Source organism: Streptomyces sp. SID5643, assembly GCF_009872555.1.
Classification (GTDB): domain Bacteria; phylum Actinomycetota; class Actinomycetes; order Streptomycetales; family Streptomycetaceae; genus Streptomyces; species Streptomyces iakyrus.
Genome location: NZ_WWIC01000247.1, coordinates 1 through 20466 on the forward strand (window position 1 = coordinate 1; position 20466 = coordinate 20466).

Below are 20466 nucleotides of genomic sequence, written 5' to 3' on the forward strand. Positions count from 1 at the left end.
GTCCGGCCGCAGCCGGGCCCGCCGCAGCCGGGCCCGCCGTGGCGGCTGCGCCGGTTCCCGCGGCCGCCGCGAGCAGGAGGGATCTCCGTGCGAGGTGCATGCGACTCCCCTTCGTCGACAGCAGGTTCACGTCCGGGCCCGGGCCCGTGCCCCGGCCAGCCGTTCCAGGTGCTGCTCATAACCCCCGGTGTAGAAAGCGGCCCGCTCCGGGTCCGGCTCCACGACCGCCGTCGGTTGCGTCCACACCTCCGCGTCCAGCGGCACCCCGTACCGCTCGGCCGCCGCCAGGACCGCGCCCCGCGCGCCCACCTCGCCCTCCACGACCCGCAACGGCCGCCCGAGCACATCGGCCAGCAGACGCATCCAGGCGGAACTGCGGGTGCCGCCGCCGCACACGGCCAGGCTCCCGGTCAGGCCCGCCGCCGCCAGGCAGTGCCGGGCCGCGTACCCGATGCCCTCGCAGGTGGCGCGGACCAGATCACCCCGGCTCGACTCCAGGGACACGCCCGTCAGTTCGGCGCGCAGGCGCGGTTCGACGAAGGGGGCGCGTTCACCGGAGGGCGCGAAGTACGGCAGCACCCGGACGCCGTTCGCGCCCGGCGGCGTCCCGGCCAGCAGGCCGTCCACCTCGTCGTGCCGCACCCCCGTCGTCGACAGCACCCAGTCCAGCGCCGCCGTGCCGACCATGGCGGGCATGGCGCGCAGCCAGTGCCCGGGCCGGTCCGTGGAGATGTACAGGCCGGCCGGTTCGCCGGTCAGGTCGAGGTCGATGGTGGCGACCAGGCTGGCCAGACAGGTGCCCACGATCAGCAGACCGTCCCCCGGGGACGTCACCCCGGCGCCCAGCGCACAGGCCGGCAGGTCGTAGGGCCCGTTCGCGATCCGGGTCCCGGCCGGCAGGCCCTCACCGCGTGCCCCGGCCGTGGCGACCGGGTCGCTGACCGGGGCCAGGAGGCCCCTGCGGTGCGCCAGCCCCAGCAGTTCGACGACCCGGTTGTCGTACGTCCGGGTCCTCGGGTCCAGGAACGGCATCGACGCGTCCGACACATCCGTCGTCGGACCGGCGCCGGTCAGCCGCTGGAACACCATGTCCTTGCAGTACAGGGCGGCCTTCGCGGCATCCAGCGCCTTCGGTTCGTGACGTTCCAGCCACGCCAGGAGCGGGCCCGGGGAGCCCGGGAACATCGCGCCGCCCGTCCGCCGGAACACCGTCTCGAAGGTGCCGTCCGCCAGCCACCGGTCGACCAGCTCGTGCGCCCGCCCGTCCATCCAGGAGGCGGCGGGGCGCACCGGCCGGCCCTCACCGTCGACCAGCCACACCCCGTCGCCCTGCCCGGTGAGCCCGGCCAGCTCGACGGGCTCCTCCACGGCGGAGGTGAGCGCTTCGAGCACCGCGACGACCGCCCCGTACACCTCCTCCATGTCCTGTTCGACGACCCCGCCGTGCAGGTCCAGGCCCACCGGGCGGGATTCCACGGCCAGTTGACGGCCCGTGGCGTCGAAGGCCGCCGCCTTGACCATGGACGTCCCCACATCGATACCGACGTACATGCGGCTCTCCTCCCGGTCCTCAGGTCAGGCAGTGCGCGAGCGGCTCCCCGCGCACCCAGCGGCCCACCTCTTCGGCGGCGATCCGGGCGGCCTTCTCCGCGACCGCGCGCGACGCCCCGCCCAGGTGGGGGGTGAGGACCACGCGGTCGGCCAGCCCCGGCAGCCGGGAGTCCGGCGGCAGCGGCTCCCGCTCGTAGGTGTCCAGCGCCGCCGCCGAGACCCGGCCGCTCTCCAGCGCGTCGCACAGCGCGCCCTCGTCCAGCAGCGGTCCCCGCGCCACGTTCACCACCACCGCGCCGGACGGCAGCAGCCCCAGCTCCCGGGCGCCGATCAGCCCCCGCGTCTCGGGCGTGAGCCGGGCGTGCAGGGTGATCACCCGGGAACGGCGCAGGAGGTCGTCGAGCGAGGCCACCCGCAGGCCGTGGATCTCGCCGTGCACATACGGGTCGTGGACCATCACCCGGGCCCCGAACGCGCACAGCACGCGCGCGACCCGGCTGCCGACGGCCCCGTACCCGACCAGGCCGACGGGCAGGTCCTCCAGCTCCAGTCCGCTGTGCTCGTAGGTGTAGTACGTCGCCCCCTCCCAGCTGCCCCGCCCGGCGAGCGGGGCGTGGGCCTGGGGGATGCGGCGCAGGGCCGCCAGCATCATGCCGACGGTGAACTCGGCGGTGGCGGCGGCGTTGCGGCCCGGCGCGAAGCAGACCCGCACGTCACGGTTCCTCGCCGCGTCCAGGTTGACGTTGACCGGCCCGCCCCGGCAGACCACGACCAGCCTCAGGTCCGGGCAGGCGGCGAGGACCTTCTCGGTGACCGGCCCCATCTGTGTGACCAGCACCTGTGCCCCGGCCAGCGCCTCGATCAGCTCGTCCTCGGCGTCGCTGGCCTCCTGCACCTCGGCGACCGGCCCGAACGGCTCCAGCGGCCACCCCAGCCGCACTTCGCGGACGTCGGCCCGCTCCACCTCGTGCTCCACCGCCCGCGTGATCAGCGGCGGCAGGACGAAGTGGTCGCCGGCGGCCACGACACGCACGCTGTTTCCGTCAGTCATCGCAGGGTCTCTCCTGACTCGGCGTCGAAGACATGGGTGTGCCGGGGGTCGGCGGTGACCCGGACCCGGTCGTCGTGGGCGAGCCGGACCTCGGGGTCGGTGAGGACGACCAGATGCCGTTCGACGCCGTCCAGGGCGAGGGTCGCCAGGCCCGACTCCAGGAGCGGTTCATGGGCGACGACCCGGGCGGGCAGGCCGCCTTCGGCGGTGAGCCGGACGTCCTCGGGGCGGATGCCGACCACCACCTCCCGCCCCCGGTCCACCGGCACGGGCAGGGCGATCCGCACCGTGTCGGAGAGGCGGGCGTGGCCGTCGCCGCCGGAGATGCCGGGCAGCAGGGTGATCGCGGGCTCGCCGACGAAGTCCGCCACGAACACGTTGGCCGGGCTGTCGTAGATCTCGTAGGGAGTGCCGAGCTGCTGGATGACGCCGTCCTTCATCACGGCGATCCGGTCGGCGAGCGAGAGGGCCTCCTCCTGGTCGTGGGTGACCAGGATGGTGGTGTGGCCCAGGTCCTTCTGGATGCGCTTGAGTTCGCGGCGGGTGGAGTCACGCTGGGCCGCGTCGAGGTGGGAGAGCGGCTCGTCGAGGAGCAGGACGTCGGGTTCGCGGATCAGGGCCCGGGCCAGGGAGACGCGCTGCTTCTGGCCGCTGGACAGGCCGGCCGGGCGGGCGTCGAGGAGGCCGGTCAGCCCCACCCGCTCGGCGATGTCCTTCACCTTGCGCTCGACGTCGCCCCGGGAACCGCGGGCGGCCCCCCGCCGGGCCTTCAGCCCGAACGCCAGGTTCTCCGCGACCGACAGCGGCGGGTACAGCGCGTAGTTCTCGAACGCCACCCCGATGTTGCGCTGCTGGGCGGGCCGTTCGACGACCGACGCCCCGCCGACGAGGATGTCCCCGCCGGTGACGGATTCGAGACCGGCGATCATCCGTAACGTGGTCGACTTGCCGCACCCGGAGGGACCGAGCAGCCCGAGCAGCTCCCCGGACCGCAGGCTCAGGTCGATTCCGCGGACGGCCTCCACCCCTGGCCGTCCCCGCGACCGGTAGGTCTTCCTCAGCTCACGTAGTTCCAGTCCCGTTCCCGTCATGGCCGCCCTTCGTCGCGCAAACCTCGTAACGGACCTTGTGTTCGTCCAGGTCCCGCAGTGCCTCCGGTGACGCCCCGTCGTCCACGAGGAGCGTGTCGAAGCGGGACAGCGGGACGACCCGGTGCAGGGCGACCCGGCCGAGCTTGGTGTGGTCGACCAGCAGGACGTTGCGTGCCGCCGCGTCGAGCATCGCCCGCTTCACCGACACGATGTGCTGCTCCTGGTGGTAGGCGTACCCCCCGTGCACGGCCGACGTCGACGCGAAGCACACGTCCACCCGCAGCTGCTGGACCGCCTCCACGCACGACACGCCGAGGAACGAGGAGTGCAACGGGTCGTAGTCGCCGCCGAGCGCCATCAGGTGGATGCCCCGCCGGCCGGACAGGAGGTTGATGGCCTCCAGGAAGTTGGTGACGACCGTCAGCGGCGTGATCTCGGCCGTGCGCAGCCGTCTGGCTATCTCCAGCGTGGACGTCGAGTCGTCCAGGAGGATCGCCATCCCGGGCTCCACCATCCGCAGCGCGCGCTCCGCGACGGCGGCCTTCTCGGCCCGCATGGTCTTCAGGCGGTACTGCACGTTCGACTCGAAGACCCCCGACGGCTGCGCGGTCACCCCGCCGCGGAACTTCCGTACGATGCCCTGCCGTTCGAGCTCGTCGAGGTCCCGGTGGATGGTCATCAGGCTCACCCCGAACCGCTCGGCGAGCTCCGCTGCCGTCGCCGAGCCGTCGGCCAGCACCTGCTCGGCCATGGCGGCCTGGCGCGCCGCCGGCCCCTGCTGTCCACCACTGCTGTTGCTGCTCATGACTGCGTCTCTATCCGTCGTCCCGGTCGCTCCGGCCGGTCGGCCTCGAACAGCAGCAGGTTCTCAGGCCGGACGACGAGCCGTACCGGATCGTCGGGACGAAGGCGCGCCGCGTCCGCCCGGGGGGCCACCAAGGACACCCGCTGCTCCCCGGTCCCGAGCCGGACGGTGACCTCCACGGACCGCCCGAGCACCTCGGTGACGTACACGGTCCCGGTCAGCCCGTGGCCCTCGCCGCCGTGCAGGGCGATGTCCCGGGGACGCAGGCCCACCAGCACCTCCGTGCCCGGTGCGGCCCGCGGGCGGACCGGCAGTTCCACACCGCCGTCCGAGCGCACGCCGCTCTCCGTCACCACGCCCGGCAGCAGATTGATCCGGGGCCGGCCGAAGGCCCGCGCGACCTCCGTGTCGTACGGCTCGTACCAGATCTCCTCCCGCGTCCCCGTCTGCACGATCCGGCCCTCCCGGATGACCCCGATCCGGTCGCCGAGCGCCAGTGCCTCGACCGAGTCGTGGGTGACGTAGAGGGTGGTGGTGTGCTGCACGGCCCCGATCGCCTTCAGTTCCGCCCGCATCTGCTGGCGGAGCTTGGCGTCGAGGTGGGAGAGCGGCTCGTCCAGCAGGAAGGCCCGGGCGGGGCGGACCAGGACCCGGCCGAGGGCGACCCGCTGCCGCTGACCGTTGGACAGCTGCCCGACGGGCCGGTCCAGCAGCCCCGAGATGCCGAGCAGTTCGGCGATCGCGCCGATCCGCTGCCGGGCCTCGGCGGCGGGCAGCCGGTGCCGGGGCGAGCGCAGCGGCGAGGCCAGGTTGTCGTAGGCCGAGCGGTGCGGGTAGAGGGCGTAGCTCTCGAAGCACATCGCCACGCCCCGGTCGTACGGCTCGACCCCGCGCATGTCCTCGCCGTCGAGCACGACCGTGCCGGAGTCGGGCTGTTCCAGCCCGGCGACGGTTTTCAAAGTCGTGGTCTTCCCCGCTCCCGACGGGCCGAGCAGGCAGAAGAACTCGCCTTCCCGCACCTCCAGTTCGAGTTCGTCGAGCGCGACGGTCTTCCCGAACGCCTTGCGTATCCCGCTCAGCCGGATCACGACTTCACCGCCCCGAACGACAGTCCCCGCACCAGGTACCGCTGGATCGTCAGTGCCAGCAGCAGCGGCGGTACGACGGACACCAGCGCGGCGGCGGCCGTGAGGTTGTACTTGGGCCGGTCCCCGCCGAGGAAGGACAGCGCGCCCACGGTCACCGTCTGGGCCTCGTTGGAGGTGAGGATCAGCGGGAAGACGAAGTTGTTCCAGGCGAAGATGAACGCCAGCAGCGACACGGCCGCGATGCCGGGCTTGACCAGCGGGAGCGCCACCTTGAAGAACGCCTGCTTGCGGGTGTAGCCGTCGAGCAGGGCGGCCTGTTCCAGCTCGGGTGTGAGGTCGGCGAAGTAGGACCGCATGATCCACACGATGAGCGGCAGCGTGACCAGTTGCAGCACCCACACCATGCCGACGTACGTGTCGAACAGGCCGAGCTTCTGGTAGAGCACGAACAGCGGGATGATCACGGTCAGTTCGGGCGCGAAGCGGAACGACAGCAGCGTGAACATCAGGTTCTCGGAGCCCTTGAACCGCCAGCGGGCCGAGGCGTAGGCGGCCGGCAGGCCGACCACCAGGGACAGCACGACCGCCCCGACCGACACCACCAGGCTGTTGACGAAGAACCGCACGAACGGGATGCCCTCGCTGTCGCCGAGGACCGTCCGGTAGCCGTCGAGGGTGGGGGAGAAGGAGAAGTAGGTGGAGAAGAGCTGGTCGGCCGGCTTCAGCGAAAGGATCACCATCCAGGCGATGGGGAACAGCGCGAAGACGAAGTAGAGGATCAGGGCGGTGTCGCACAGCCACCCCACCAGGCGTTTCCTCATGTGGTCACCTCCGCGGCCTTCCGCTGGATCTTCCCGAGGTGCTTCACCAGCACCATCGCGGCCAGGTACACCACGGCCCACAGCACGATCGTGTAGCTGATGCCGAAGGAGTACCGCTGGAAGCGGATGGCTTCGAGGTACGCCCGGATCTGGAGCACCACCGTCGAGTCGCCCGGCCCGCCCTCGGTGAGGGCGTAGATGATGTCGAACACCTTCAGCGAGTCCATGAACCGGAAGATCACCGCGACCAGGACGTAGGGCCACAGCATCGGCAGCGTCAGGCGCCGGAAGGTGTACCACCACCCCGCGCCGTCCACGGCCGCCGCCTCGAACGGGGAGGCGGGCAGCGACCGCAGACCGGCGAGGGCGAGGATCGCCACGAACGGGGTGTAGACCCAGACGTCCACGGCGATCGACGACAGCAGCGCGCCCGTCGGGGTGTCGGTCCACTGCACCCCGCCCAGGCCGAACGGCCTCAGCAGGTGGTTGACCACCCCGACCGACGGCTGGAGCATCAGCTTCCAGATGATCGCCGCGATCACCGGGGCGATCATCAGCGGCAGGATCAGGATCTTCTCCAGCACCCGGCCGACCGGCGTCGAGCGGTGCAACAGCAGGGCGACGGCCACGCCGAGCACCGTCTCGGCGAGCGCCGCCCCGACCGCGTACAGCACCGTCACCCACGCCGAGTTCCAGAACGCCTCCTGGGTGAAGACGGCTCTGTAGTTCTCGAACCGCACCATGTCCGGCTGCGGTTTGCTCGCCGAGAAGTCGAACAGCGTGTAGTACAGGCCGAGCCCGAAGGGGTAGAGGATCCCGCAGGTCAGCAGGAGGGCCGGGACGATCAGGACGTACGGGCGCAGGGTGAGCCGCCACCCCATCGCCCTAGCCCACCTTGCCGGCGAGGGCGTCCGCCAGCCCGTCCAGGACCGGCTTCGCGTCCTTGCCCCCGTAGATCTCCTGGAGCGCCGAGGCCCAGCTGGTCGTCGCGTCGAAGAACTGGGCCTGCGGGGTGAACTGGATCTTCGTCTGGTCGACGACCGTCTCGAAGGTCTCCAGGAAGTCCGGCAGGTGCCGCATCTTGTCCTTGTACGCGGCGTCGTCGGCGACGGACTTGCGCACCGGGTCGATGTGGTTGTGCGTGATCGCGCTCTTGAGCAGGTGCTCCTTGCCGGTGGCCCACTGGAGGAACAGCCAACTGGCGCTCTTCTTCTTGCTCTTGGCGTTCATGCCGAGCGACCAGATCCACATGTTGGTGGCGAGCGACCCGTCCGGCCCCTTCGGCCCCGGGTGGAAGGCGATCCTCCCGGATGCGGGGCTCGCGCCCTTCACCGCCTGGAAGTAGGCGGCCGTGTCGGCGTCGAACAGCATCCCGGCCTTCTTCGCGCCCAGGTCGCTGGAGCACTGGTACCAGGTGTACGACGTCCACGAGGGCGGCCCGCCCCGCTTGACCATCCGGGCCCAGTCCTCCGTGAAGGCGACGGCCTCGGGGCTGTTCATGGCCGGGGTGAGCTTCCCGCCGTCGACCGTGAAGTCCTTCAGCCCGTTGCGGGCGTACATCGTCATGAAGCCCGGGTGGATGGTGGCCCAGCTCCGGGAGCCGCGCACGGCGATCCCGTACATGCCGTCGAAGCCCGCGCCCGGCGCCTTGCGCTTGATGGTTCCGGCGAGTTCGGTCAGCTCGTCGAACGTCTCCGCCGGTTTCACGCCGAGCTTGCGGAACACCTCGGTGTTGTACGCGACGACGTTGGTCTCCCAGCCCCACGGCAGCGCGTACTGCCCGCCCCGGCCGAGCGGCGCGCCCGCCTTCAGGGACCACTGGTCGGCCTGGAGCAGGTTCGGGAAGAAGTCCGCCCGGTCCCATTCGTCGCCGGTGGCCGAGGAGTTGCGCATCCAGGGGCCGAGGTCCTCCAGCCAGCCCGGAGGCCCGTACTGCCACACCATGTACGCGCCGAGCATGAAGACGTCGTAGGAGGCACGCCCGCTGGACAGGTCCACGGTGAGCTTGTCGAAGTAGTTGTCCTCGGGGAAGACGTCGTACTCGACCTCGATGCCGGTCCTCGCGGTGAACGCCTTGAGGTCGGCGATGAGCGCGTCCGTGTACGGGTGCTTGTTGAGCAGGGCCTTGACGGTGGTGCCCTTCTCCCGCTTCCAGTCGAAGGAACCGGTGACGTCGTCCGCGGCGGAGCCGTCGCTCTGGTCGTCGTTCCCGCCGAAGCCGGCGCCGCAGGCCGTGAGCAACGGGGCCGCCGCCGCCCCGGCGGCGAGGGCGAGGAAGCGCCGGCGGTCGTGCACGTGCGTGTCCATCCGTACCTCCGCGTGGAGCCTGGTTAACACGTCGAGTCGACTCGTTAACAGAGGGTGGAACGGCTGAAGTTGGGCGTCAATCCCTCGCGCACGGGAAAATATCGGGGCACAGTGAGAAGTTCACAGATCCGGCTGCGACGGCGTGGGAGGTTCCGGATGGTGGACGAGGGTGCGGGCGCGGGCGCGGCCTGGCTGGGCGTCGACCTGGGCACGCAGAGCGTCCGGGTGCTGCTCGTCACCGCCGACGGCACGGTTCTCGGCAGCGGCTCGGCCCCGCTCACGGGGCGCCGGGACGGGGTGCGGCACGAGCAGGACCCGCTGCGGTGGTGGGCGGCGCTGTGCGAGGCGTCGCGAGCGGCCCTCGGCTCCGCACCGCCCGGCCTGCCGGTCGGCGGACTCGCGGTGTGCGGCACGTCCGGCACGGTCCTGCTGACGGACGGCTCGGGCCGCCCGGTGAGCCCCGCCCTGATGTACGACGACGGTCGGGCGACGGCGCAGGCCGCGCGGGCGCGGGAGGCGGGGCTCGCGGTCCAGGACACCTGGGCGCTGCCGAAGACGCTGTGGCTGCTGGAGGAGTACGGCGGCACCCCGCTGCGCCTGACGCACCAGCCCGACCTGATCGTCGGCCGGCTCACGGGCGAGCCACCCCCGGCCGATTCCAGCCATGCCCTGAAGACGGGCTACGACCTGGCGGGCGACCGCTGGCCGGAGGCCGCCCTGGCCCGACTGGGCCTGCCCGAGGGCCTGTTGCCCGATGTCGTCCGCCCGGGGACGCGCCTCGGCGAGGTCTGTCCGGCCGCCGCCGACGCCACCGGCATCCCCGCCGGCACACCGGTGCTCGCCGGGATGACCGACGGCTGCGCGGCCCAGATCGCGTCGGGCGCGCTGCGGCCCGGCTCCTGGAACTCCGTGCTCGGCACCACGCTCGTGCTGAAGGGCGCCGCCCGCGACCCGGTCCGCGACCCCACCGGCGTGGTCTACAACCACCGTGCTCCGGACGGCACCTGGCTGCCCGGCGGGGCGTCGAGCGTCGGGGCCGGGGCGCTCGCGGCGCACTTCCCGGACGCCGACCCGGCCGGCATGGACGCGCGGGCGGCCGCCCACGAACCGTCCCGTGCTGTCGCCTATCCGCTGGTGTCACCGGGGGAGCGGTTCCCCTTCCGGGCGCCGGAGGCGACCCCGTTCGTCCTGGGCGACCCCGTGGAGGACGCCGACCTGTGGGCGGCGCTCCTCCAGGGGGTCGGTCTCACCGAACGCCTGTGCCTGGACTACCTGCACCATCTCGGCGCGCCCCTGGACGGCCCGCTCACCTTCACCGGCGGCGGCGCCCGCAGCCCGTACTGGAACCAGCTGCGCGCCGACATCCTCGGCCGCCCGGCCCGCGTCCCCGAGCAGACCGAACCGGCTCTGGGGATGGCGGCACTGGCCGCCCACGGGGCGTCGGGGACCGGGGCGTTCGCGGACGTCGCCGACCGCATGGTGCGCGTGCGGACCGTCGTCGAACCCCGCCCCGGCCGCACCGCGGTCTTCGCCGAACCGTACGCGCGTCTGGTCGACGCCCTGCGGGACCGCGGCTGGCTGCCCGGCCCGGTCGCCGCGCACGCACACAGCCGTCTGAGCGGGGATACTTCCGCATCATGAGTACGACCCTCCTGCTGGTCCGCCACGGACAGACCGTCTGGCACGCCGAGAACCGCTACGCCGGCATCAGCGACATCGACCTCACCGACACCGGCCGCGCCCAGGCCGAGGCCCTCGGCCGGTGGGCCGCCGCCCATCCCGTCGACGCGATCTGGACGTCCCCCCTGTCCCGTGCCGTCGCCACCGCCGAGCCCGCCTGCCGTGCCCTCGGCCTCACCCCCCAGAGCGAACCCCACCTGCGCGAATGCGACTTCGGTGTGCTGGAGGGCCGCACACTCGCCGAGTTCGAGACCGAGGACCCGGAGTGGGCCGCGGCCTACCGGGCCGACCCGGTGGAGCACTCCTTCCCCGGCGCCGAGGACCCGCGGACGGCGGCGGCCCGCGGCGTGCGGGCCCTGCGGGACATCGCCGCCGCCCACTCCGGCGAACGGGTCCTGGTCGTCGCCCACAACACCCTGTTGCGGCTGGTGCTGTGCACCCTGCTGTCGATCCCGGTGAGCGAGTACCGCAGAGTGCTCCCGCGGTTGCGGAACGCGGCCATCAGCGAACTGCGTGTGAACTCCGACGGTTCCGCCGCACTCCTCTCACTCAATGTGCCCTGCGAGGCCGATGTCCCGTAGCACTATGAGCACATGACGCAGATCGACACGTCGGTGCCGCACTCGGCCCGGATCTGGAACTACTGGCTGGGCGGCAAGGACAACTACCCGGTGGACGAGGCGGCCGGTGACGCGTACACCGCCGTCTTCCCCGGCATCGTCACCATCGCCCGCAGCAGCCGCGCCTTCCTCGGCCGCAGTATCCGGTACCTCGTCCAGGAGGCCGGCGTACGGCAGTTCCTGGACGTCGGCACCGGCCTGCCGACCGTCGACAACACCCACGAGGTCGCCCAGCGCCTCGCCCCCGAGGCGAGGATCGTCTACGTCGACAACGACCCGCTGGTCCTCGCCCACGCCCGCGCCCTGCTCACCTCCACCCCCGAGGGCGCGACGGCGTACGAGCCCATCAGCCTCCACGAGCCCGAGCAGATCATCGAGGCCGCGGGGAAGACCCTCGACCTCACCCGGCCCACGGCCCTGATCCTCAGCGGCATCCTGGGCCACGTGGCGGACTACGAGCAGGCCCGCGACCTCGTCCGCCGCCTCATGGCACCGCTGCCCTCCGGCAGCCACCTCTCCCTCAACGAGGGCTCACGCGGCACCGACCCGGCCTACGAGCAGGCGCAGGACGCCTACAACGAGACCGGCGCGGTCCCGTACTTCCTGCGGCCGGTGGAGCAGATCGAGGCGTTCTTCGAGGGCCTGGATCTGGTGGAACCGGGCGTGGTCTCGGTGCCGCTCTGGCGCCCCGAACCGGGCGCCCCCACGGACCCGGTCGGCCAGCACGGCGGCCTCGGCCGCAAGCCGTAGCGTCCTGCGGACTACAGGAGACCCCCGCGAGTCACGTCCTCGCGGGGGTCTCCGTCTATCCGCCTGCCGTGCGTGAAAGGTGAGAAGACGATCACGAGGCAGGACGCTTCACGGCCTCAGGGGGCCAGCAGCAGCACATCCGCCCGGGACGTGGCGGCCTCGTAACGGCGTGCCACGTCCTGCCAGTTGACGACCCGCCACATCGCCTCGATGAAGTCGACCTTCTGGTTGCGGTACTGGAGGTAGAAGGCGTGCTCCCAGGCGTCGAAGACGAGGATCGGGGTCGCGCCCTGGCCGACGTTGCCCTGGTGGTCGTAGACCTGCTCCACGATCAGCCGCCCGCTCAGCGGCTCGTACGCGAGCACGCCCCAGCCCGAACCCTGCGTCGTGGCCGACGCCTTGGACAACTGCGCCTTGAAATGCGCGAAGGACCCGAAGGACTCGGTGATCGCGTCCGCGAGCTCACCCACCCCGTCCTGCGCCAGCGGCTCGCCGCCGCCGTCCTTCGGACCGGTCATGTTCTGCCAGTAGATGCTGTGCAGGATGTGCCCGGAGAGGTGGAAGGCCAGGTTCTTCTCCAGGCCGTTGACCGACCCCCACGTCTCCTTGTCCCGCGCCTCGGCCAGCTGCTCCAGCGTGTCGTTGGCGCCCTTCACGTAGGCGGCGTGGTGCTTGTCGTGATGCAGCTCGATGATCTCGGGGCTGATCACGGGGGCGAGCGCTGAGTAGTCGTACGGCAGCTCGGGCAACGTGTAGACGGGCATGGGCGGGATCCCCTCCGGAGCTTATTGCAACAATCTTGCAAGTACACGCTAACAGCAAGAAGAGTGCGGGGCCGGGCGGACGGGCGGAAGGGGAGTGCGCGGCCGGCGGAGGGCGACCTACTGTCGGACCTCGTAGGGAAGGGGGGCGGCCATGGGACCCGAGATCGCCGAACTCGCCAGAACCGCGGGCACGACGATGGTGACGCTGATGGCCGGTCAGGCCTGGGAGTCGGCCCGCGAGGGCCTCGTCTCCCTCTGGCAGCGCTTCCAGCCCGACCGCGCGGAGGCTGTCGGCGGTGAACTGGAGGCCACCCGCGAGGACCTCCTGCTCGCCCAGCGGACCGGTGACGCCGAGGCCGCCTCCGAACTCACCGCCGAGTGGCAGGCGAGGGTCCGCCGACTCCTGGTCGCCCGCCCCGAGGTGGCCGACGAACTCCGTCGCATCCTCGCGGAGTTGACGCCCGCGACTTCGCAGGCGCAGTCCGGGGTGGAGGTACGGCTGCGCGCCGAGGTCTCCGGCAGCGGCCGGGTCTACCAGGCCGGACGCGACCAGCACATCACCGAGCGATGAGCGAACTCGGCGCCCGGGCCTCGGGGCAGGGGCGGGTATTCCAGACGGCCGGCGACCAGTACATCGAGGAGCACCACCACCATTACGACGCGGGTGCGGCGCCCTTCCTCGGCGGCCCCCGGCCGCTGCCCGCAGCGGGCCCGCCCGTGCCCGACTCGGTCCGCGTCCCGCTGGTCGGCCGTCCGCCGGGCATCCTGCGCGACCGCGAGGAACTGCTCGAGATACTGAGGCCCGCCGTCGCCGGGCCCGGCGGACAGGCGCACGTCGTGCACGGCATGGGCGGCTGCGGCAAGACCGCCCTGGCGTATTGGCTGTTCACCGAGGCCACGCGCGCACATGGCCGCATCGGCTTCTGGGTCAACGCCTCCGAGCGGATGTCCCTGCGCGCCGGAATGCTGGCGGTCGCCGGCGACCGGGGCGCGACGGCCGGTGAACTCGCCGCGGCCGCCGCGGGCCAGCGCGCCGCGGCCGACCTGGTCTGGCACTACCTCGACCTCTCGGACGAACCTTGGCTGCTGGTCCTCGACAACGCCGACGATCCGACGGTCCTGGAGGGCGGGGCGTGGCTGCGCACGAGTCGTCGGGGCACCGTCGTGGTCACCACCCGACATGCCACGTCACCGTTGTGGCGCGGCCCGGGGATGACCGGGTACGCCCTCGGCCTCCTGCCACTGGAAGACGCCGCCCAGGTGTTGTGCGACCTGGCGCCCGACGCGGGGGACCTCGACTCGGCACGCAAGGTGGCCCATCGTCTGGGCCGCCTGCCGCTCGCCCTCACCCTGGCCGGTTCCCATCTCGCCCACCAGCTTCTGGAGTCGTGGACCATGGAGGAGTACGACAACAGGCTCGCCGAGGAGTCGACGGCCATCGTCGACCGGGGGGCGTCGGGGTACGGCAGCGACCAATCACGCCAACTGGTGGGCCGCACTTGGCAGTTGTCCCTGGACGCGTTGACTGAGCAGGGGCTGCCCGAAGCGACGACACTGCTGCGGCTGCTGTCGCTGCTGGCGGCGGATCCGGTGCCGCTGAGTGTGCTGGCGGCTCTGCGGGAAACCGCGGCGGAGGGTCTCGAACCGGCTGTGCGCGCCGGACAGTTGGAGCCCGCGCTCCGAGGACTCCTCGATCACTCGCTGGCCGAGCTGGTGGAAGCCGACGGAGTGCGGTGCGTGCGGGCGCACGGGGTGCTGCTCGACAGTGTCGCGGCGGGCATGACTCCGGCCGAGCGCTCAGCTCTCGCGGAGGTGGCGGCCGCCGTGCTGGCGGCCGCACTGCCCGGGCAGGGAGTCAATCCGCTGGACCGCCGGCGCCAGCTCGCCCTGCTCGCGCCGCACGCCTCGGCGCTTCTTGCCGCGGCCCCCGGCGAACGGACCGCCACACTGGCCGCGCGCGTGCTGCGGCGAATGTTCGACTCCGCCGAGTTCGCGGGCACGCTGGAGTCCGCTCCCGCAGTCGTCGAGCGGATCGAGGCACTTCTGGGCGTGGAGCATCCGGCAGCCCTGGAGGCCAGGGACGCGCAGGCCGGCGCGCTGTGGCGCAACGGGCGCTATGCCGAGTCCGAGGCCCTGTGCCGCCTGATCCTCGGACGGCGCGAACGCGTCCTTGGCCCCGATCACCCGGACACGCTCCGCAGCTGCCACCGCCTGCACTCCCCCCTCCTGCTCGCGGGCAAGGAGGAGGAGGCCGAGCCCTTCCTCCGCAGGGCCCTCGACGGGCAGCGGCGAGTCCTGGGGGAGGACTCCCCGGAAACACTGGCGACCTGGGCGGACCTGCTCGAGTTGTTGCCCCGCATTGGCAGGGGGCAGGAGCTCGAGACGGAGGCCGAAGCCCTCCTCGGAGTCTGCGAGCGCGCACTGCCGCCCGACGACCTCACGACGCTGACCGCACGGCACAACTACGCCTTCGGCCTGTACCAGCTGGGCCGGTACGAGGAGGCGGAGCCGCTCGCCCAGCGCGTACTGGCCGACCGGATCACCGTCCAAGGCGCCGACCACCCCCAGGCCCTGTCCGCCCTGACCCTGGGAGCCCTGATCGCCAAGGGATCGGGGCGAGTCGCCGAAGCAGTCGCGCTCCTGAAGGACGTCATCGAGCGAAGCGAACGGGTGCTCGGTACCGAGCACCCGTTCGTCATCGAGGACCGTGTGTGGCTCGCCGATTGGCAGGCCGCAGCCGGTGACTGATCAGCCCCGGGGCGCCCGCACCCGCTGCCGCGCGTACCCCACCAGGGCCAGGAACACGGTCATCCCACCGGTCGAGTACAGCTGCACCCGCGTGTCCGGCTCCCGGGCCATCAGGACGAAGACCGCGCCCATGCCGGCCAGGGCGACCCAGGTCAGCCAGGGGAACGCCCACATGCGCACGGCCAGCTTCTCGGGGGCCTCGCGCTCCAGGCGGCGGCGCAGACGCAGTTGCGAGACGGCGATGAAGATCCAGACGGCAAGGATCACCGCGCCGATCATGTTCAGCAGCCAGGCGAAGACGTCGTCGGGCCGCCAGTAGCTCAGCAGCACGCACAGGAACCCGAACACCGAGGAAGCCAGCACGGCGATCCGCGGCACCCCGCCCGAGACCCGGCCGAGTCCCTTCGGGCCCTGGCCGCGCTCCACCAGCGAGTACGCGATGCGGGAGGCACCGTAGATGTTGGCGTTCATCGCCGACAGCAGGGCGACCAGCACGACCACGTTCATCAGCTGGCCGGCGCCCGGGATGCCGAGCTCGTCGAGGGCGGCGACGTACGGGCCCTTCTCGACGACCTCCTTGGAGTCCCAGGGGACGAGCGTGACGATGACGGCCATCGAGCCGATGTAGAACAGCGCGATGCGCCACATCGCCGTGCGGACCGCGCTCGCGACGCCCTGGACGGGGTTCTCCGACTCGGCCGCCGCGATGGTGACCGTCTCCAGGCCGCCGTAGGCGAAGACCGAGGCGAGCAGACCGATGACCAGACCCTCACCGCCGTTCGGCAGGAAGTCGGTGAGGTGGCTCGCGCCGGGGGAGTCCGTGCCGGGCAGGATCCCGAGGATCGCCAGGACACCGAGCACCAGGAACAGGGTGATCGCGCCGACCTTCAGCGCCGCGAACCAGAACTCGAACTCGCCGAAGTTCTTCACGGCCGCGAGGTTCGTGGCGCAGAAGACGACCATGAACAGTGCCACCCACGCCCACTCCGGCGTGCCCGGCAGCCAGCCGCTGACGATCTTCGCGGCGCCGATGCCCTCCAGGCCGACGGCCGTGCAGAGCAGCACCCAGAAGGACCAGCCGGCGGTGAACCCGGCCCAGGGGCCGATCGCCCGCTCGGCGTGCGCGGAGAACGACCCCGACGAGGGATACGCGGCCGACATCTCGCCGAGCATCCGCATCACCAGCATCACGAGGACACCGGAGAGGGCGTAGGCGACCACGATCGAGGGACCGGCCGCGGCGATACCGGCACCGGAGCCGACGAACAGACCGGCCCCGATCACCCCGCCGAGGGCGATCATCGACAGGTGGCGCTGCTTCAGGCCGTGGGAGAGGGAAGCGTCCGTGCCGGACGGCTTCCCCTTGGTGGTGCTGGTGGGCATGGGCGCGGCTCGTCCAATGCGTGAGGGCGTGCGAGGGCAAAAACGCCGCCAGTCTCGGATGCCTCCCCGCCTCAGCGACGAGGCATCCCAGCATGCGGACAGCCGCGTCGCTCTGTGTGTCTGGGCGGCGACCGGCGTGTAGTGCGAGGCGTCGCCCTCGATGACGTGGCTCCCCTTGCCCTCCACCCCCAATGGCGTGTCCCCGGCGACCGTCACCCGGTGCAGGCGGCGGGGCCGGCCCGGTGCATGCCCCGATCTCCGTCACGACCACCTGCTGCGAGTCGCAGGGCTCCGTGCCGTCCGGCACCGGCAGATGGGCGATCGACCCCGCCTGGGAGCGCGGGCCGTGGTGCACCTCGTCACGGGTGGCGAACGCCGCGTCCACGACGTGGCCCGCGAACAGGTACAGCACGCTGCGGCCGCCCCGTGCCCGCCCGAACAGCCGCTCCGCGCTCACCAACGCCCGCGCGTGCCCGTCCACGTGGACCGGCAGCCCGGTGCGCGCCCCGAGCAGCTCCCGCACCGGCACCTCGCGCCGGCCCAGCAGCGGATGCTCCACGACGGTGCCCGAGCCCCGGTCCACCCAGCCGCCCGCGGCGAACCCGGCCCCAGCACCCTGCTGCCGGGCGCCCCGGCGAGCAGCGCCGCCAGTGCGTCGGCGGCCCGGGCCGGCACCTGCGCGCGCTCGGTTCCTCGGTGCTCCACCTCGCTGCGGGCCAGCACCCGCCCGCGCGGATCCAGCAGCGCGACCGTGGCGTACGGCACCGCCACGTGCACCTCGCCCACCACGAGCCGGGTCGCAGCGCCGGCAGAACGACCCGGGACTGCCCAGACGGCGACCGACGGGCGAAACGGCCGCCCCGGTGCCTTTGGTGGAAACCTACAGACGGGTGCCGTCCCGCTCTCGTGGCACAGGGCACCCCATCACCGTGACCGGCATCACGCCCCGGTCGCTGTATCCCGCATCCTTTGTGTGAAGCCGACCAACGGCCGGTCCACGCCTTTGTGGACGGCTGACGGTGATCAGGCCGGGCACGCTGGGATAGCGTCACGATGTCCCACCGGCCCTCACCCTCGCGGAGTCCCCATGAGCACCGCTGCCGCCACACCCGCCCGCGCCGGGCAGGTCCTCGCCGACCTGCTCCCTGCCTCCCGAGTCCGGGACGCGGCCCTCGTGCTCGGCGGCGCCGCGCTCACCGGCCTCGCCGCCCAGATCTCCGTGCCCGTGCCGGGCTCCCCGGTGCCGGTGACGGGCCAGACCTTCGCCGCGCTGCTCGTCGGCACGTCCCTCGGCGCCGGCCGCGGCTTCATGGCGCTCGCGCTGTACGCCGTGGCGGGCATCGCCGGTGTGCCGTGGTTCGCGCAGGGCACCTCGGGCGTCGCCCCCTCCTTCGGCTACATCCTCGGCATGATCCTCGCCGCCACCGTCGTCGGCGCCCTGGCCCGCCGCGGCGCCGACCGCTCGGTGCTGCGCATGGCCGGCACGATGCTGGTGGGCGAGGCGATCATCTACGCCATCGGCGTGCCCTACCTGGCCCTCGCCACCGGTATGTCCGCCACCGCCGCGATCGCGGCCGGCCTCACGCCGTTCCTCATCGGCGACGCGCTGAAGGCGGCGCTGGCGATGGGCGCCCTGCCGACGGCCTGGAAGTTCGCGAACAAGCGCTGACGGCACCAGAGTTACGGAGAGGCCCGCCGGGGCGATGCCCCCGGCGGGCCTCTCCGTGTTCCGCGCGGCGCGACCGCGGCCGGTTCAGCCCTCCTGAGCCCCCGGCCGCCGCCGCTGCGACCACCACATTCCGGCCACGCCCACCGCGAGCAGCGACGCTCCGGCCGCGCCCAGCGGCAGCAGATCACGCGCCGGACCGGTCTTCGGCAGCTCCTTGCCGCCCGGGCCCGCCGGTTCGTTGTCGGTACCGAGCAGCAGGGGCGTGGCCGGGGCGTTCGGTGACGGGTTGCTCGTGCCGAACGGCACCGGGCCCTGCTGCCAGAAGGTCTTCTTCCCGTCGCCCGTCTGCACGGGCAGACAGATCTTCCCGGTCTTGCCGAGGTCGAACGTCGCGTCGACGGCGTACGACTTCGACTTACCGGCCGCGAGGTTGTCGATCGGGCATGCGAATCCGCTGTTCGATCCTTCCGGAAGTCCGCTCTCGGGTATCGCCGAACATCCCTCGACGCCCTTGACGACAAGACCGTCAAAACCGACGACGAGCAACCTGATCTTCCCGCTGTCCTTGCTCCCCTCGTTCTTCACCGTGGCGGTAATAGCCGTCTTTTCCGATCCGTTGTCGACCGAGATCTTCCCGGGTAGCAGCGTGGTGAGCTTCACCCCCGCCGGTGCCTCGTCAACCGCCTTTCCCCCCTTGCCGCTCGGCGGCCCTTCGTCCTCCGCCCCGGCTGTGCCGGAAAGGATCAACACCGCCGAGAAAGATGCCATGACCAGCGATCCCGCGATCGCCGTCGAACGACGAGAACTCATGTTCGCCCCCCTTGCTGTCCCCCTGGACTGCGCCTGAATTCGCAGCACTGAAAGAGGTACCACAAGATTTCACCGCACTATCCTGGTGCGGCACGAAGTGTGACCGTTGTGTTTCACTGGAGTCGGTCGCGGTGTCGTGGAGGGGGTGCAGCGGATTGCCGGGGAATGCGAACAGCGGCGGTGTTCCAGGGATATTGGTGACGGGACGCTATCGGTTGGTCGAAAGTATTGGCCAGGGGGGAATGGGGCGGGTGTGGCGAGCCGCCGACGAAATACTCGACCGGCCGGTCGCCGTCAAGGAAATGCGGATCGACGGTCTCGACGCGGAGGACAGCGGGACCCGCCGCGAACGCACCCTGCGCGAGGCCAGGGCCACGGCCCGGATCGACCACCCCAACGTCGTACGGGTCTACGACGTGGTCGACGAGGGCGAACGCCTGTGGATCGTCATGGAGTTGGTCGCGGGCCGCTCCCTCGAACGGATCCTCGCGGAGACGGGCCCGCTGGACCCCGGCGAGACGGCCCGCATCGGCCTCGGTCTGGTCGCGGCGCTGCGGCAGGTGCACGAACGGGGCGTACTGCACCGCGACATCAAGCCCGGCAACGTCCTCGTGGAGCACGCGGACGGGGTGGCCGGATCCGGACGAGGCAACGGCACCGGTTCCGGCCGCCAAGGGCGGATCGTGCTCACGGACTTCGGGATCGCCGCGATCCAGGACGCCAAGGCGCTCACGATGGTCGGCATGCTGGTCGGCTCGCCCGACTACATGGCCCCCGAGCGCATCTCCGGCCGCCCCCAGGGCCCGCCGTCCGACATCTGGTCCCTGGGCGCCACCCTCTGCGCCGCGCTGGGCGGCCGCTCCCCGTTCTCCCGCGACACCACGCTCGCGACCCTGCACGCGGTCCTGTACGAGGAGCCGGAACTCCCCGCCGCGGCAGGCCCGTTGCGGGACATCCTGACGTCCCTGCTTGCGAAGGAGCCGTCGGCCCGCCCGGACCTGGAGGCGCTGGAGACGGCGCTGCGACCGGTGGCGTTCGCGGTCCCGACACCGACGGTGACGGTCGGAGTCGGGCCGGAGGAGGCGGAGCCGGAACGAGTACGGGAGCCGGAGTCGAAGTCCGCGGTGGACGAGGAGTCCGAGCCGCCCCTGCGGCCGTCGGCTGCCCCCGATCCGGAAACCACCCTCGGGGGTCGGCAACCGGCCCCGCAGCCGCAGGTGCGGGCACCCCTGCCCACGCCCCCGCAGGAGTCCCCGCAGCACTCACCGACCCCCGCCCACCTCCCCGCTCCCCGGGACCCACGCCGGCCCGCCCCCGCCCCCGCGCCC

General features: G+C 72.0%; 18 protein-coding genes and 1 pseudogene. 7 read left to right on the forward strand and 12 right to left on the reverse strand.

Annotated elements, in window-relative coordinates; genetic code table 11:
• Positions 1-126 precede the first annotated feature (126 nt).
• The 8 genes from GTY56_RS26820 to GTY56_RS26855 are packed head-to-tail and all read right to left on the reverse strand — an operon-like array spanning position 127 to position 8714.
• Complete coding sequence (locus GTY56_RS26820) at positions 127-1551, reverse strand: FGGY-family carbohydrate kinase (protein WP_161367881.1); 1425 nt, start codon at positions 1549-1551, stop codon at positions 127-129.
• A gap of 19 nt (positions 1552-1570) precedes the next feature.
• A complete protein-coding gene (locus GTY56_RS26825) occupies positions 1571-2602 on the reverse strand; it encodes a 2-hydroxyacid dehydrogenase (protein ID WP_161367882.1) in 1032 nt (343 codons plus the stop codon).
• Positions 2599-3693, reverse strand: coding sequence for an ABC transporter ATP-binding protein (locus tag GTY56_RS26830; protein ID WP_161367883.1), 1095 nt, complete (start codon positions 3691-3693; stop codon positions 2599-2601). The genes GTY56_RS26825 and GTY56_RS26830 overlap by 4 nt, the downstream gene beginning before the upstream one ends.
• Positions 3665-4498 (reverse strand): DeoR/GlpR family DNA-binding transcription regulator, encoded by an 834-nt coding sequence (locus tag GTY56_RS26835; protein WP_161367884.1) that lies wholly within the window; start codon positions 4496-4498, stop codon positions 3665-3667. Before GTY56_RS26835 ends, GTY56_RS26830 begins: the two co-directional genes overlap by 29 nt.
• Positions 4495-5586, reverse strand: coding sequence for an ATP-binding cassette domain-containing protein (locus GTY56_RS26840; protein WP_161367885.1), 1092 nt, complete (start codon positions 5584-5586; stop codon positions 4495-4497). Before GTY56_RS26840 ends, GTY56_RS26835 begins: the two co-directional genes overlap by 4 nt.
• Positions 5583-6407, reverse strand: coding sequence for a carbohydrate ABC transporter permease (locus tag GTY56_RS26845; protein ID WP_062926869.1), 825 nt, complete (start codon positions 6405-6407; stop codon positions 5583-5585). The genes GTY56_RS26840 and GTY56_RS26845 overlap by 4 nt, the downstream gene beginning before the upstream one ends.
• Positions 6404-7288: a carbohydrate ABC transporter permease gene (locus GTY56_RS26850; RefSeq protein ID WP_161367886.1), complete on the reverse strand. Its 885-nt coding sequence runs from the start codon at positions 7286-7288 to the stop codon at positions 6404-6406. The genes GTY56_RS26845 and GTY56_RS26850 overlap by 4 nt, the downstream gene beginning before the upstream one ends.
• Positions 7289-7292: 4 nt before the next feature.
• The gene (locus GTY56_RS26855; protein ID WP_161367887.1) at positions 7293-8714 is read right to left on the reverse strand and encodes an ABC transporter substrate-binding protein; all 1422 of its coding nucleotides are present in this window, start codon (positions 8712-8714) and stop codon (positions 7293-7295) included.
• 156 nt (positions 8715-8870) lie between these two features.
• Here GTY56_RS26855 and GTY56_RS26860 point away from each other — a divergent pair, with 156 nt between their 5' ends.
• From GTY56_RS26860 to GTY56_RS26870, 3 genes are read left to right on the forward strand one after another with little or no spacing between them, the layout of a single operon-like run.
• Positions 8871-10355 carry an FGGY-family carbohydrate kinase gene (locus GTY56_RS26860; RefSeq protein WP_161367888.1) on the forward strand — a complete coding sequence of 495 codons (1485 nt, stop codon included), beginning with the start codon at positions 8871-8873 and terminating at the stop codon, positions 10353-10355.
• Positions 10352-10975, forward strand: coding sequence for a histidine phosphatase family protein (locus GTY56_RS26865; RefSeq protein ID WP_161367889.1), 624 nt, complete (start codon positions 10352-10354; stop codon positions 10973-10975). Before GTY56_RS26860 ends, GTY56_RS26865 begins: the two co-directional genes overlap by 4 nt.
• Before the next feature lie 12 nt (positions 10976-10987).
• Positions 10988-11764 carry an SAM-dependent methyltransferase gene (locus tag GTY56_RS26870; RefSeq protein WP_161367890.1) on the forward strand — a complete coding sequence of 259 codons (777 nt, stop codon included), beginning with the start codon at positions 10988-10990 and terminating at the stop codon, positions 11762-11764.
• A gap of 116 nt (positions 11765-11880) precedes the next feature.
• Here GTY56_RS26870 and GTY56_RS26875 read toward each other — a convergent pair whose 3' ends face one another.
• Complete coding sequence (locus tag GTY56_RS26875; RefSeq protein WP_161367891.1) at positions 11881-12528, reverse strand: superoxide dismutase; 648 nt, start codon at positions 12526-12528, stop codon at positions 11881-11883.
• A gap of 151 nt (positions 12529-12679) precedes the next feature.
• On the opposite strand from GTY56_RS26875, the gene GTY56_RS40080 reads away from it, so the two are divergent.
• Together GTY56_RS40080 and GTY56_RS26880 are read left to right on the forward strand one after the other, a co-directional pair.
• Positions 12680-13099, forward strand: a complete 420-nt coding sequence (locus tag GTY56_RS40080; protein WP_202510789.1) for a hypothetical protein — start codon at positions 12680-12682, stop codon at positions 13097-13099.
• A complete protein-coding gene (locus GTY56_RS26880; protein WP_202510790.1) occupies positions 13096-15276 on the forward strand; it encodes a tetratricopeptide repeat protein in 2181 nt (726 codons plus the stop codon). The genes GTY56_RS40080 and GTY56_RS26880 overlap by 4 nt, the downstream gene beginning before the upstream one ends.
• Here GTY56_RS26880 and GTY56_RS26885 read toward each other — a convergent pair whose 3' ends face one another.
• Positions 15277-16659, reverse strand: a complete 1383-nt coding sequence (locus GTY56_RS26885; RefSeq protein ID WP_161367893.1) for an amino acid permease — start codon at positions 16657-16659, stop codon at positions 15277-15279. It abuts the gene before it with no gap.
• Positions 16660-16939: 280 nt separating this feature from the next.
• A pseudogene (locus tag GTY56_RS26890) lies at positions 16940-17457 on the reverse strand (ROK family protein); the annotation flags it as partial.
• A 289-nt stretch (positions 17458-17746) separates the two neighbouring features.
• Between GTY56_RS26890 and GTY56_RS26895 the strand changes: the two are divergent.
• Complete coding sequence (locus tag GTY56_RS26895) at positions 17747-18328, forward strand: biotin transporter BioY (RefSeq protein ID WP_161367894.1); 582 nt, start codon at positions 17747-17749, stop codon at positions 18326-18328.
• Positions 18329-18412: 84 nt separating this feature from the next.
• Here the strand turns inward: GTY56_RS26895 and GTY56_RS26900 are convergent, their stop codons facing one another.
• Entirely contained in the window at positions 18413-19138 is a 726-nt protein-coding gene (locus tag GTY56_RS26900; protein WP_161367895.1) for a hypothetical protein, read from the reverse strand.
• Positions 19139-19380: 242 nt separating this feature from the next.
• Here GTY56_RS26900 and GTY56_RS26905 point away from each other — a divergent pair.
• Positions 19381-20466 (forward strand): serine/threonine-protein kinase (locus GTY56_RS26905; protein ID WP_237525057.1); only part of this gene is annotated, 1086 nt, incomplete at its 3' end.

Excerpts from the sequence above, each read along its gene's own strand:
- GTY56_RS26820 (WP_161367881.1), bottom strand. The coding sequence starts at position 1,551 with ATGTACGTCGGTATCGATGTGGGGACGTCCATGGTCAAGGCGGCGGCC.
- GTY56_RS26825 (WP_161367882.1), bottom strand. The coding sequence starts at position 2,602 with ATGACTGACGGAAACAGCGTGCGTGTCGTGGCCGCCGGCGACCACTTC.
- GTY56_RS26830 (WP_161367883.1), bottom strand. The coding sequence starts at position 3,693 with ATGACGGGAACGGGACTGGAACTACGTGAGCTGAGGAAGACCTACCGG.
- GTY56_RS26835 (WP_161367884.1), bottom strand. The coding sequence starts at position 4,498 with ATGAGCAGCAACAGCAGTGGTGGACAGCAGGGGCCGGCGGCGCGCCAG.
- GTY56_RS26845 (WP_062926869.1), bottom strand. The coding sequence starts at position 6,407 with ATGAGGAAACGCCTGGTGGGGTGGCTGTGCGACACCGCCCTGATCCTC.
- GTY56_RS26850 (WP_161367886.1), bottom strand. The coding sequence starts at position 7,288 with ATGGGGTGGCGGCTCACCCTGCGCCCGTACGTCCTGATCGTCCCGGCC.
- GTY56_RS26855 (WP_161367887.1), bottom strand. The coding sequence starts at position 8,714 with ATGGACACGCACGTGCACGACCGCCGGCGCTTCCTCGCCCTCGCCGCC.
- GTY56_RS26860 (WP_161367888.1), top strand. The coding sequence starts at position 8,871 with ATGGTGGACGAGGGTGCGGGCGCGGGCGCGGCCTGGCTGGGCGTCGAC.
- GTY56_RS26865 (WP_161367889.1), top strand. The coding sequence starts at position 10,352 with ATGAGTACGACCCTCCTGCTGGTCCGCCACGGACAGACCGTCTGGCAC.
- GTY56_RS26870 (WP_161367890.1), top strand. The coding sequence starts at position 10,988 with ATGACGCAGATCGACACGTCGGTGCCGCACTCGGCCCGGATCTGGAAC.
- GTY56_RS26875 (WP_161367891.1), bottom strand. The coding sequence starts at position 12,528 with ATGCCCGTCTACACGTTGCCCGAGCTGCCGTACGACTACTCAGCGCTC.
- GTY56_RS40080 (WP_202510789.1), top strand. The coding sequence starts at position 12,680 with ATGGGACCCGAGATCGCCGAACTCGCCAGAACCGCGGGCACGACGATG.
- GTY56_RS26880 (WP_202510790.1), top strand. The coding sequence starts at position 13,096 with ATGAGCGAACTCGGCGCCCGGGCCTCGGGGCAGGGGCGGGTATTCCAG.
- GTY56_RS26885 (WP_161367893.1), bottom strand. The coding sequence starts at position 16,659 with ATGCCCACCAGCACCACCAAGGGGAAGCCGTCCGGCACGGACGCTTCC.
- GTY56_RS26895 (WP_161367894.1), top strand. The coding sequence starts at position 17,747 with ATGAGCACCGCTGCCGCCACACCCGCCCGCGCCGGGCAGGTCCTCGCC.
- GTY56_RS26900 (WP_161367895.1), bottom strand. The coding sequence starts at position 19,138 with ATGAGTTCTCGTCGTTCGACGGCGATCGCGGGATCGCTGGTCATGGCA.